The sequence below is a fragment of the Mucilaginibacter aurantiaciroseus genome (assembly GCF_024055595.1).
GTDB classification, from domain to species: domain Bacteria; phylum Bacteroidota; class Bacteroidia; order Sphingobacteriales; family Sphingobacteriaceae; genus Mucilaginibacter; species Mucilaginibacter aurantiaciroseus.
This window is the reverse complement of sequence record NZ_JAMXOF010000002.1, coordinates 216895-230441: the sequence shown is the minus strand read 5'-3', so window position 1 is coordinate 230441 and position 13547 is coordinate 216895. Positions and strand designations below refer to the sequence as shown.

Here is a 13547-nt window from a genome sequence, read left to right as displayed (position 1 = left end):
CAGTTAAATTTTTAAACTAAGTAAAAGAAAGTAAATACAAATACCCATACCAAATCTACAAAGTGCCAGTAAAGGCCAACTTTTTCGATCATTAAATAGCTACCGCGTTTTTGGTAGGTACCTAACAATACATTTACAGTGATAATGATATTGATAATAACACCGCTAAATACGTGGAAACCGTGGAAACCCGTTATGGTGAAAAACAAGTTAGCAAACTGTTGCGCGTAGGTACCGTAGGTAGCCTCGTTACCGCCTGTAAACAGGTGTTTCAACTCTTCAGCATTAGGGATGGTCCCCCACCAAAAACCTTCGTGGTGTAAGTGGCTCCACTCTAACGCCTGGCAACCCAAAAAGGTAAAGCCACCAATAATGGTAGCAAACATCCACCAAAGCACTTCTTTTTTGGCTAAACGGTGGCCGGCCTCTACAGCCAATACCATGGTAACCGAACTAAGAATCAGGATAAAAGTCATTAAACCCACAAACACAAGTGGTGCGCCACTATCTAACAAACCAGGCACCGATTGGAAAACCTTATCTGGTGCAGGCCAGCTGCTCGAGCTGAAACGCAACGATCCATAGGCAATTAATAGTGACGAAAAGGTAAACGCATCCGAAAGGAGGAAAAACCACATCATCATTTTACCGTATTCGACATTGAACGGAGATCTGCCACCAGACCACGGCGTTGTCTTTACTTCATCTATAGGTGATACTTGTACACTCATGAGTTTCTATTATTGGTTCAAAAGTAAAAAAACATACAGATAAATCCATATTATATCGACAAAATGCCAAAAAATAGAGGACATCTGTACACTGTATAAATTTTTAACCTGCTCTATACTGCGGGTGCTACGCCAAAGCGTATTGGCCAACAGCAATAAGCCGGCAAAAATATGTAGTAAATGCATCCCGGTAAATACATATATAAAGGATTGGGAAGCATTTGGGTTACTAAAATAAACGCCATTTTTGATCATGTATGACCATGCCGATAACTGTATGATAAAAAAGGCAACGCCTAAAAAAATGGTAGCCATTAAATAAAATTGCTGTTTACCACGGTCAAGCGCCTTAGCCGCATTTGATGCCAAAAACATCGTAATGCTGCTTAATAAAATTACGCCGGTGCTGTACATAAAGGCATCGGGCAATTTAATATTAATGCCATGTGCCTTGCTGCCACCCACGTATACGATAAAACCGCTGGTTAACGCCGCAAAAAACATAAACGATGTGAATATGAAGATCCACATGTTGAATTTTTTGGGTGCCAGGTTATATCTGTCTTCTTTTTGTATCTGAGCCATCATTTTCCTATAAAATCAAATAAAAACACTAGTTGCACTACCGGCAAATAGTAAAAAGAGCCAAACATCAATTTACGGGCGCTGCTAATTTCTAGCGTACGCATTAGGTTAAATGCCTGGTATATAAAAATCAAACTCATTACAAACGACACTATTGCAAGAACAATGCCGCCATTATGGTTAAAATAAGGCAGCAAGCTTACCGGCAATAATATAACAGTAGCTGCAAAAGTAATTACGGCACTTGTTAGGTTACGTTTACCAGTTGGCAACAGCCTGAAACCTGCCAGTTTATAGTCATCATCCAACACCCAGGCAATTGCCCAAAAATGCGGAAACTGCCATACAAACTGTATGGCGAATAAAATTAATGCTATCTCATCTATCCGGCCGTGTGGCTGGCCTGCTACGTAACCTATTAATGCAGGCAATGCGCCCGGTATAGCCCCAACAAAAACTGCTATTGGCGATTTGCGCTTTAATGGAGTATAAGCAAACGCATATAATATAATTGAGAATACCGATAGCAGGCCTGTAAGTACATTTAAACTTCCCAGTAGATATGTACCTGCCATACCCATACCCAAGCCTAAAACCAGGCCCTGGCCATTTGTCATCCTGCCTGCAGGCATTGGGCGGTCCATGGTGCGTTTCATTAATTTATCCAGGTCAACCTCAATTACTTCGTTAAAGCAATTGGCTGCAGATGTAACTAAAAAACCACCAATAACCAGCTTGGCCCAATTGATCCACATGGTTGTGCTGTACAACGACCCCCAGGTGTTGCCACCGTTGGCCTTAACTGCTATGATAAATGAAATAGATGCCGAAAACACCACTAACAAGGTTAGTCGCATTTTTATCAGCTTAGAAAAATCACTCCATTTCATTTGCCTGCCCCCTGCACGTTCACTGAGCTAAATAAATTCAAGAATAAATAAAATTGAGCGCCAAAAACTAAACTCGCCAGTACAATATGTACGGCCTGCGCAAATGGCGGTAAAGCCCAGTATGATAACAATATACCGGTAACTATTTGCAGCATGATCATTAAAAACGTAAAACTCATTAACTGCTGTTGTACCGAATGCTTGTTAAAGCCCTTACGGATGAGTGCATATAAAACCACGTTCATAATCAAAACTATTAAGGCTGCATCGCGGTGCTGTGCAAATATATCACCTGCACGCTGTACCCAACTAGCACGGTAGCTGCCTTCTAAATGGCTGGCTACTGCATCTATCTTTTCGCGCAGCTCGGTGCCAAAAGTTATTTGCAAAACACTCAGCGTTAATACCAGCAAAGTAACTATCGCTATAAATGTTTTACGTTCCACCTTATACCTGCCCTGCACTTTTGCCATGTGGTAGGTTGTTATGCTGATGGCTAAAATAACCAGGGCAATAAGCATGTGTACGGTTACGATCCAGGCAACCAAATTGGTTGATACCACTATAGATCCTAACCAAGCCTGGAAGGCTACCAAAAACACATTAAATATGCTCAGGAAAACAATTGGTTTATTAGTCTTCCAATATATAAAGGAGTATACAACGCACAGCAGTAAAAACAAACCCGATGCGGCACCTATCAAACGGTTGATATATTCTGTCCAGGTTCGGGCGGTATTAAATTCCTCAGGTAACAGGATAGATTTGTCGCTACGGATGCGCGTCGCCAATTGGCTATATCCAAAAATATCGAGCATTTTGGCAAACTTTTGGTTTTTGGCAAGGCGTTTATCCGAGTACGTTTTTTTGTAATTGGCCGGTAATTCTGAAATACTGGTTGGTGGTATATACCTTCCAAAGCATTTGGGCCAATCGGGGCAACCCATACCAGAGCCGGTGCTGCGCACTACTCCACCCGCCAATATCAATAAAAATAGCAGGATAATGGTTGTGAGATTAAACTTTAGAAACTTGTTCCCGGGTGCCTTTATGCTCATCTAAATATTTCTAACAAATTAGGGTACCTTTTAATTTGAAAATTTGAAAATTTACCAATTTGAAAATTAGTATTTTCAAATTGATAAATTCTTTAAATATCAAATTAGGAAAAGGTACCCTAAAGCATCAGATAAAATATAATATTATTTAACTTCTTCGTTGCTTTTTTGAGTACTAGTCCATTTGCTATGCTCCTCTAAACCTATAGGGTTGTCCTCAAAGTCGTGCGGAAGGTTAGAACTCATTGTTTCAGAAAGCGGCGTTGTTTGTGGTATAAAGTCATGCTCAGCGCCCGGCTTGCTGTAATCATACGGCCAACGGTAAACGGTTGGGATCTCGCCCGGCCAGTTACCATGTATATGCTCAACAGGTGTGGTCCACTCCAAGGTATTTGCGTTCCAAGGGTTTTGAGGCGCTTTTTTACCCCAAAAAATAGAGTGTACAAAGTTAAACAAGAAGGCTAACTGTGCTAATGCCGACATGATTGCCGCCCATGTAATAAATGTATTTACAGATAACCATTGTTTCATTGACTCAAACTCGGTGAACGCATAGTAACGGCGTGGTACACCATCCAAGCCCATAAAGTGCATTGGGAAGAATACCAGGTAAGCGCCGATGAAGGTTAACCAGAAGTGCAGGTAACCCAAACGTTCGTTCATCATACGACCAAACATTTTAGGGAACCAGTGATAAACACCCGCAAGCATACCAAATATAGCTGCCGAACCCATTACCAAGTGAAAGTGGGCTACTACGAAGTAAGTATCGTGCAGGTTGATATCCAACGCAGCATTACCTAAGAAGATACCGGTTAAACCACCAGAGATAAAAAATGAAACCATACCGATAGCAAACAACATAGCCGATGTAAAACGAATGTTACCGCGCCATAAAGTTGCAAGCCAGTTAAATGTTTTTACTGCCGATGGTACCGCGATGATCAATGTAGTGATCATGAACACACCGCCCAGGAACGGGTTCATACCCGTAACAAACATGTGGTGACCCCATACGATGAACGATAATACGGTGATACCTATAAGAGAGTAAACCATGGCGTGGTAACCAAAGATAGGTTTACGCGAATTTACCGACATAACCTCTGATGAGATACCCATCGCAGGCATAATTACAATATATACCTCCGGGTGGCCCAGGAACCAGAACAAGTGCTGGAACAAGATAGGGCTACCACCTTCGAAAGGTTGAACTTGTGAACTGTTCAATACAATTTCTGATAAGTAGAAACTGGTACCGAAGCTACGGTCAAATACCAATAGTACAACACCTGCTACTAACACCGGGAATGATAATACACCCAGCACAGCAGTTAAGAACAATGCCCATACAGATAGTGGCATTTTCCAAAGGTCCATACCTTTTGTACGCATGTTAAGGATGGTACTCACATAGTTTATACCAGCCATTAGCTGTGATGCGATGAAAAAGATCATACTGATCAGCCAAAGCGTCATACCCAAGCCCGAACCCGGCATAGCTTTAGGCAATGCAGATAAAGGTGGATATATAGTCCAGCCACCGCTGGCAGGGCCTTTTTGTATAAAGAATGATGATAACATGATACCACAGGCTATAAAGAAGAACCAGTATGATAACATGTTCATGAATGGCGATGCCATATCACGTACACCTAATTGCAATGGGATAAGTAAGTTGGCGAAGGTACCGCTTAAGCCTGCTGTTAATACAAAGAATACCATGATGGTACCGTGTATGGTAACCAATGCGAGGTAAAAGTTTGAATCTAAACGGCCACCAGGCGCAAAACGGCCTAATAATGTTTCCATTAAAGGGAACGCTTTATCTGGGTATGCTAATTGAATCCTGAACAGGATAGAAAGCATCATGGCGATGAATGCCATTGCAATACCTGTGATCAGGAATTGCTTGGCGATCATTTTGTGATCCATACTGAATACGTAAGTATTGAGGAAAGTTGCTTTATGGTGTCCGTGATCTTCTTCGTGATGTGATACTACGTGATCGTGAACTGTTAATGTTGACATACTCGCTAATCTTTTTGAATTAATTGTTTAACGCTAACCTGTTTGATTGTACTTCTTTTTTCTCTGCAGCAAATTTAAGGTCTTTCTTAATCGCGTCTGTCAGATATGGTTTCTGTTGGCTTAACCATGCTTGGTATTCAGCCTCGGTAACCACACGTACAACTTTTTTCATGTTGTAATGGGCTCCACCACATACCTTGTTGCAAAGTATCTCGTATTCAAAATTTGGCTTATCCAGTTTGATACGCATCTCTGCAGTAGTAATGGTTGGTTTAAATTTAAAGAAAGTTGGTAAACCCGGTACCGCGTTCAGTTGTACACGGAAGTGAGGCATATAAACGCTGTGGATAACATCCTGCGCGTGGATATTTAACCTGACGGATTTACGCACCGGTAAGTACATGGTATCAGCCTGAAGATCATCATAGCTATCTTTATCTTTAAAGTTGATACCTAATTTGTTTGTACCACTAACCAGTTTGTAGTCGGTTTTACCTAAGCGGGCATCTTTACCAGGATAACGTAACTCCCATGCAAACTGGTGGCCGGTAATATCAACATTGATAGAAGCAGGCTCGCCTTTTGCATCAACGTTATCGGTGATTTGCTGCCAGGTGAAGAAGCCGAAAATTACAAGGATAGTTAAAACGATAGCTGGTGCTATTGTCCAAACTTTCTCGATAGTGTTGTTATGTGGCAGGAAATGGCCACGGCGGTTTGCATTGTGACGATACTTGAACAGGAAGGTGAACAGTAAGACTTGTGTAACTACAAATACGATCATTGTTAACGTAGTTGTAGTCCAGAACATTTCATCCCATTTCACACCATGCTCTGAAGCTGCATCAGGCAATATCATGGCACCCTGTACGGTAAATTCCCAGTAAGCCCCGTATGCCCCTGCAATAAGGAATATAAGACAGCACACACCCATTACATTATCCCAGTTGATGGGGTTTTTGCTTTGTATCTGTTGCGTTAGATCGAAAACGCGAAGAATCTTACCAACTATACCGATAATAAAACAAACGATAAGGAAAAGCAGGATATAATAACCTGCAGTTGCCAAGCCGTTGTCTTTAACTGCATCTGTTGCAGTAGCACCGGCTGCCCCTGTACCCTGCGCAAAAAGCACGTTCGTGCCCAAAAGCATAAACACAGCTAAAAGAGAAGGTATTTTTTTAGAATTGAATAAATTTTTGAATCCCATTTTATTGGTTTTTTGAATTGCTGTATCCGGTTACAAATTTAACAATTATTATATGTGATGATGCAGGCTCTCTTGCAGGAACGGATGTTTTTTAGGGATAAGCGATGTAAACCTACTTAGCGCGGTTAATACCGAGAAAGTAAATAAACCAACAAAACCCAAAAATATACCTATTTCCTCAACACCAAAACCTGGTTTTTCAACGGTACCCGGCATAATCATAATGTAGTAGTCTAACCAATGGCCGGCTACTAATAGCAGACAGGTCCACATCATACGGCTTCTTACACGTTTAGCATCACGAGACATCAACAGTAACAACGGCGCTAAAAAGTTCATTACGATATTAAACCAGAACCAGAATTTGTACTCGGGCTCCCATCTTTTGTAGAAGTAAACAGACTCCTCGGGTATATTAGCATACCAGGTAAGGAAGAACTGTGCAAACCATACGTAAGTCCAAAAGATAGAGAAACCGAAGATCAGTTTACCTATACTGTGCATATGATCTACATGTAACCACTCCATATAACCTTTCTTTTGCAGGTGAATCATGATCAACGCCATGATAGCTAAACCGCTTACGTGCATTGCCGCCAAGTTGTACCAGCCAAACATGGTAGAAAACCAGTGTGCCTCTAATGACATGATAACACCGAACGCGAAAATTGGGAACGTAAAACCAAAAACCACCAGGAATATACATGCCAGTTTAAAACTTTTATCGTAGTTACGCATGCCGCCTTCCGTATCTTCATCAACCGAAGTTTTTGTTAAAGCCCAGCCAAAGTAGCTGTAGGCACCTAACAATACAATAAGCATTCCGTAGAAAAATTTGATTGTTAAAAATGGTGCTTTACCCGCGATGATAGCATCGTAGTTTTCGCTGCCAAGAGTGGTTAAGCCATGTGTAGCCCAGTGAGCATACAGGTATGGTACCATTTCTTTTTTACCGTGTTCAATAACTTCATGCTCGCTAAATAAGCCAAAAGTAATTACGGCTATTAAGATAATGCTTGCTAAAGGCAACACCTTGGCAAATGCCTGAGGGATCCTGATCAGGGATGCCGACCAACCGGCTTGTGCCGCGTACTGGTAAGCGCAAAAGAACACACCTGCTGTACAAACACAAACAAAGTAGTAAGACATTAGCAACAAGTTGCTATAAGTGTGTTGTACGTGTTCACCACCCAATATGAAGCCAAATGCAATTGCTATGATACCAATTACAATACCAACCAAACTCAATGTTTTGCTTGTGCCTGTGAATTGAAAACGTTCTTCTATACTATTATGAGTCTTCATTAAAAATTAATCTTATAAAGTTTGTAAATGGTGTACATACATAACTATCTTCCAGCGCTCTTCTGGTGCTATCTGTGATGCGTAAGAACCCATCGCATTTACACCATAAGTTATAGTATGATATATTTTTCCGTCTGTAAGGTCTTTCATTGCACCACCACGCGATGACTGGCCTTTTGAGTAAGATGGCGGCGCCGGGTAACCGTGCTGCACAACTAAACCATCACCCTGCCCGGTTAAACCATGGCATGGCGAGCAAAAGGTTGTAAAAAGCTTTTTACCCTCTGCAAAATGCTGCGGGGCGTTAGCAATAAGGTTGGTAACCTCAAGGCTTGCTTTATCATAGCCCTCACGGGTGTTTGAGTAATCAAAGCGTTTAAAGCCTAAGGGTATTGTACCTGCGGGCGGTAATTGCGCTGTTTTACCATCCTTAAAGTTTGGATTGGCCTGGTCCGGGTCAAATGCTGTATGTTCGTACATATTGGGAGCGTATTCCCAACCGGTACTACGCTTATCCTTGCACGATGTAATAACGATCGATGCAGCAATAACGATAGCCGTTGTGCCCAATATTCTAAGTTTATTCATAGCTAACATATTTTCTTTCGTTATGCTTTACTTCTACTGCTCCTGCTTGTTTTAATAAATTGGTAATATCCTCGTGCGGCACGTTTCCTTTAGCATCAATAGCTATTATAAAACGGTCGTCGGTTGCACGCAGGTCCATTACACGTGGCGCACGGCCAGGGAAAAGGTTGGTTGCTGCGAAGAACGTGAACGTCATACCAAACGCGGTGAAAAGGATAGTCCACTCGAATGTGAACGGTACAAAGTTTGGTATTGCAAAACTTGGTTTACCACCTATATTCATTGGCCAATCTTGCACAAGCATATAATATATCATGCTAAATATTACTGTAGCACCAAGGCAGCCAAAACAAAATGCCACGTAACCTAATCTCGAGTCTTTAATGCCCATTTTATCCTCAATACCGTGTATTGGCATTGGTGTATAAATGTCGTAGATAGGGATGCTGTTTTTCTGTAGGTTATCAATGCCCTGCATCATATCATCCGGGTCATCAAAAAGGCCTAATATCATTTTAGTCTTGCTCATTTTTATACTTTTTCGTAATCAGCCGAATCAACACTGTCAAATTTTGTTAACGATTCCTTGTAATACTGAACTTCGGCTGGCTCAAGATGGCCTTCTTCAATAAGTTTCTTCTTAGCCTGCTCACTTGATGTTTTGAGCAACAATTTAACCTCGGCAATAGCTACTGATGGTAGTACCCGCACAAATAACAGAAACATGGTAAAGAACAAACCGATAGAACCGATGAACACGCTCACATCAACCCAGGTTGGATAGAACATTGCCCAGCTTGATGGAATATAATCGCGGTGTAGCGAGGTTACAATAATTACGAAACGCTCGAACCACATACCTATATTAACGATGATTGACAGGAACCATGAGAATTTAATATTGGTACGCAAGTATTTTGACCAAAATAGCTGTGGCGAAATTACGTTACAGCTCATCATGCTCCAATAAGCCCACCAGTACGGGCCGGTTGCCCTGTTGATGAAAGCGTATTGCTCATACTCTACACCAGAGTACCACGCGATGAAAAACTCGGTTATATAAGCTACCCCCACGATAGAACCTGTTAATAAGATGATCTTATTCATCGATTCGATGTGGAACATGGTAATGTAGTTTTCTAAACCTAACACCTTACGGGTAACCAGCAATAGTGTTTGCACCATCGCGAAACCAGAGAAGATAGCACCCGCAACAAAGTATGGAGGGAAGATGGTGGTGTGCCATCCCGGCTCTAACGACGTAGCAAAGTCAAACGATACAATGGTGTGTACCGATAGTACCAGTGGTGTAGATATACCTGCAAGTATCAAAGATACGGTTTCGAAACGCTGCCAGGTTTTTAATGAACCTGTCCAGCCGAATGATAGTATTGAATAGATACGTTTGCGTAAGCCTGTTGCACGGTCACGGATCGAAGCGATGTCAGGCAATAAACCTGTGTACCAGAACAATAATGAAACCGAGAAGTAAGTTGAAATCGCGAACACGTCCATCATCAAAGCCGAGTTCCAGTTTACCCAAAGTGAACCGTACTGGTTTGGAAGCGGTAAAGTGTAGTATGCTAACCATGGGCGGCCCATGTGTGCTACAATATATGTAGCTGCACAAATTACCGCGAAAATGGTCATCGCCTCGGCAGACCGGTTAATGGAGTTACGCCAGTTTTGACGGAAGATCAATAGTACCGCCGAGATCAGTGTACCCGCGTGACCAATACCTACCCACCATACGAAACCGGTAATATCCCAAGCCCATCCTACAGTTTTGTTAAGCCCCCACGCGCCTAAGCCAAACCAAAAGGTGTAGCTGATAGACACTACCCATAACAATGAGCCTAATGATGATACGGTAAAACCGATCCACCACGCTTTGTTAGGTTTATTCTCTACAGGTAACAATATATCGTTAGTGATCTTGGCAAAGGTCATGTCTTTGCCCGTCATTAACGGTTCCCTGATTATTGATTCATGTTGATGAGCCATATGTTGTTATATATCTCGATGTAAAATTAAGCCAATGATTCAGTTCCGGTGTTCCTAACTTTCACCTGGTATCCAATACCCGGTTTTACGTTAAGTTCTTCAAGTACATAGTAAGTACGCTCGCTCTTCAAAGCTTTTGAAACTTCAGAGTTAGGGTCGTTCCTGTTACCAAACACGATAGCGTTTGCAGAACAAGTTTGCTGACAAGCAACTTTAACTTCGCCATCCCTTAGCGGGCGTTTTTCTATTTTAGCCTGTAATTTACCTGCTTGTATACGTTGCACACACATCGAGCATTTTTCCATAACCCCACGGAAACGTGTAGTAACATCGGGGTTAAGTACTAATTGTGTATGCACGTTATTTAAGTAATTATCAAAACGAGAATCGTTCCAATAGTTGAACCAGTTAAAGCGGCGCACCTTATACGGGCAGTTATTTGCACAGTAACGTGTACCAACACAACGGTTGTAAGCCATCATGTTTATACCTTCGCTTGAGTGCGTGGTAGCTAATACCGGGCAAACAGTTTCACAAGGTGCGTGGTCACAGTGCTGGCAAAGCATTGGCTGGTGAACAACGGTTACGTTGCTAAAGTCGGCCAGTTTCTCAATTTCTTTCTCTTGCGTTACTTTACCAGAACGGCTATCAACCTTAGCCTCGCCATTTTGTTCAAAGCTGTAGTAACGGTCAATACGGATCCAGTGCATCTCGCGGCGGCGGCCAACTTCGTCTTTACCAACAACAGGTATGTTGTTTTCTGCACTACATGCTACAACGCAAGCGCCACAACCTGTACATGCATTTAAGTCAATAGCCATAACCCAGTCATAAACAGGGCGAGCGTGGATGGTGTCTTCGTTAGTGTTCTCCCAAAGGTCAAACATCTTTTCTTCTTCACCTTCTTTACCGCTGCCTGCGCGTGCATCTTTCTTGTATTCGGTAAAGGTTGCTTCGCGGATAATGTTACGGCCCTCAAAAGAGTGATGCGTTTGTGTTTGCGAAAGCGGGAATATATCGCCTGTAGCTTTTACTGTTGCCGATGCGTTTGTTTGGAACGTACCGTTTAGGAAACTAAGGAATGGATATGCGTTTTTACCCACATTGTTACCAACAAGGCCTGCTGCAGTACGGCCGTAACCAACAGCTACAGATACTGTGCCCGGCGCCTGGCCCGGTTGTGATAATACCGGTAATGTTACCGTGTAACCATTCGCGCTAATCTCAACAACCTCAAATTCATCAAGGCCCATCTTTTTAATATCAGATGGAGACATCGCTACAAAGTTGTCCCAGGTAACTTTAGAAACCGGGTCAGGTAACTCTTGCAACCATGGGTTGTTTGCTTTTTTACCATCGCGCATTGCTGTATTCTGGTAAACCTGCAGCTCCACTTTACCACCTTCGGCAAGTTTAGCACTTTGGCCTAATATGGTTTGTGCAACCGCGTTAAGGTCATAGTTAAAGGTGTATGAACCGGCAGCAACAGGTGCTACCAATACAAAACCGGTTTGTAATAAGGTTTCCCAACCAGCCTGGCCAGATAAACCGCCTTTGGCTAATAAACTGGTGTTCCAATTATTTCTTACAAATGCGTAGTAATCTTTAGTTGCGCTATCAGCCCAAACCAACAGGCTATGCTCGGCCTGGCGGGTATTATTAACCGGGTTAATAGTTGGCTGCATTACCGTGTAGTAACCTTCTACAGAGCTATCATCACCCCACGACTCTAAATAGTTGTGGTTTGGGGCAATAATATTACAAAGTGCCGCGGTTTCATCGGTATGATCAGAGAATGAAACTTTTAAGCCTACATTCTTCAATGCATCAACAACTGCTGTTGCAATATGGTAATCATAAGCCGGGTTAGCATCAAGGAATAATGCTGCACCAACTGTACCTGCTTTAGCTTGTGTAATGAAATCAACAATGGCACCATCATTACCGGCGTACTGACGAGATGGATTGTCCAGATCGATAGTGGTGCCGTAGCTGCCTAATAAAGAGTTGATAGCATTTACCAAAACTTGTTTAGCAACATCGTTTGAGCCGGCTACAACTAAGGCTTTGCCTTTTGCTGCTTTAAGTTCTGCCGCTACTAATAAGATGGCTTTATCTGCGTTTACTGTAGTTAATTTTTTTGAACCCGGTAACGTTGTGCCAGATATAGCATTGTACAGGTTAACCAGGGCAACACCTTCTTCAGATGGTTTGATGGCGATACGCACATCTGCATTGGTACCGGTAAGGCTCATACCGCTCTCGAATTGGATGTGACGTGACATCTTTTTTTCTTCGAGCGATTTGTTATTACGGTTTGATACGTACTGGCGGGTAAATTCTTCACCGGAGATCCATGTTCCAAGAAAATCTGCCGCGAAGCTTACAATGATGTCAGCCTTATCAAAATTGTAGTGGGGCAATACCGCTTTACCAAAACTGTTTTGGTTAGCCTTTATAATACCTGTATAAGAAACTGCGTCGTACTGTACGTGTTTTGCAGTAGGATATTTTGCAATAAATTCAGCAATTACCGCTTGTGTAGACGGGCTGTGTACTGTTGATGAAACGATGCTGATGGTTTTGCCACTTGCTACAACCGCTGCAAGTTTGCTTTTTACAAAAGCATCAATCTCAGACCAACTGCTGTCGGTACCGTTCAATTGAGGGTCCTTAACGCGGCTGGTATCGTAAAGCTCAAGCACTGATGCTTGTGCCTGCGCACTTAAACCACCTTTTGATAAAAGATCTTTAGGGTTACCTTCAACCTTAATAGGGCGGCCTTCGCGGGTTTTAACCAAAATTGCGCTACCATCATAAGTAGATGTGTAGTAGTTAGCCACACCCAGGGTTATCTCCTCCGGTTTAATTAAGTAAGGGATCGATTTGTGTACCGGTACTTTTTGGCAAGCCGCTAATGTAACCGCACCAACACCAAAGCCTAATGCCTTTAAAAAGTCGCGACGGGGGGTTTTGCCCATAAGGCCGCCTCCGCTTAAAACCTCCTCGATAGGAATTGGCTCGGCAAATTCGTGCTTATTTTTCTCAACAAATTCTGGCGTTTTGTTCAGTTCTTCTAAACCTTTCCAGTATTTTTTATTGCTATCCATTTATAGTTATATAAACTGTAATGTACTGTTCTTAA

General features: G+C 42.3%; 11 protein-coding genes. All 11 read right to left on the bottom strand.

Going from position 1 to position 13547, the window contains the following annotated elements:
• Positions 1-11: 11 nt before the first annotated feature.
• Entirely contained in the window at positions 12-731 is a 720-nt protein-coding gene (locus NAF17_RS09080; protein WP_252757689.1) for a cytochrome c oxidase subunit 3, read from the bottom strand.
• Between the two features lie 9 nt (positions 732-740).
• Positions 741-1319 (bottom strand): cytochrome c oxidase subunit 3, encoded by a 579-nt coding sequence (locus NAF17_RS09075; protein WP_252757688.1) that lies wholly within the window; start codon positions 1317-1319, stop codon positions 741-743.
• Positions 1316-2206 (bottom strand): heme o synthase, encoded by an 891-nt coding sequence (gene cyoE, locus NAF17_RS09070; RefSeq protein WP_252757687.1) that lies wholly within the window; start codon positions 2204-2206, stop codon positions 1316-1318. Before cyoE ends, NAF17_RS09075 begins: the two co-directional genes overlap by 4 nt.
• A complete protein-coding gene (locus NAF17_RS09065; RefSeq protein WP_252757686.1) occupies positions 2203-3264 on the bottom strand; it encodes a COX15/CtaA family protein in 1062 nt (353 codons plus the stop codon). Before NAF17_RS09065 ends, cyoE begins: the two co-directional genes overlap by 4 nt.
• Before the next feature lie 144 nt (positions 3265-3408).
• Positions 3409-5199, bottom strand: coding sequence for a cytochrome c oxidase subunit I (locus NAF17_RS09060; RefSeq protein WP_370341153.1), 1791 nt, complete (start codon positions 5197-5199; stop codon positions 3409-3411).
• A 115-nt stretch (positions 5200-5314) separates the two neighbouring features.
• The gene (locus NAF17_RS09055) at positions 5315-6505 is read right to left on the bottom strand and encodes a cytochrome c oxidase subunit II (protein ID WP_252757684.1); all 1191 of its coding nucleotides are present in this window, start codon (positions 6503-6505) and stop codon (positions 5315-5317) included.
• A 48-nt stretch (positions 6506-6553) separates the two neighbouring features.
• Entirely contained in the window at positions 6554-7810 is a 1257-nt protein-coding gene (locus tag NAF17_RS09050) for a quinol:cytochrome C oxidoreductase (RefSeq protein ID WP_252757683.1), read from the bottom strand.
• 12 nt (positions 7811-7822) lie between these two features.
• The gene (locus tag NAF17_RS09045) at positions 7823-8398 is read right to left on the bottom strand and encodes a c-type cytochrome (protein WP_370340944.1); all 576 of its coding nucleotides are present in this window, start codon (positions 8396-8398) and stop codon (positions 7823-7825) included.
• Entirely contained in the window at positions 8391-8927 is a 537-nt protein-coding gene (locus NAF17_RS09040; RefSeq protein ID WP_252757681.1) for a DUF3341 domain-containing protein, read from the bottom strand. Before NAF17_RS09040 ends, NAF17_RS09045 begins: the two co-directional genes overlap by 8 nt.
• 2 nt (positions 8928-8929) lie before the next feature.
• On the bottom strand, positions 8930-10402 hold the full coding sequence (nrfD, locus tag NAF17_RS09035) for an NrfD/PsrC family molybdoenzyme membrane anchor subunit (protein WP_252757680.1): 1473 nt from the start codon (positions 10400-10402) through the stop codon (positions 8930-8932).
• 26 nt (positions 10403-10428) lie between these two features.
• Positions 10429-13512 (bottom strand): TAT-variant-translocated molybdopterin oxidoreductase, encoded by a 3084-nt coding sequence (locus NAF17_RS09030; protein WP_252757679.1) that lies wholly within the window; start codon positions 13510-13512, stop codon positions 10429-10431.
• Positions 13513-13547: the final 35 nt, after the last annotated feature.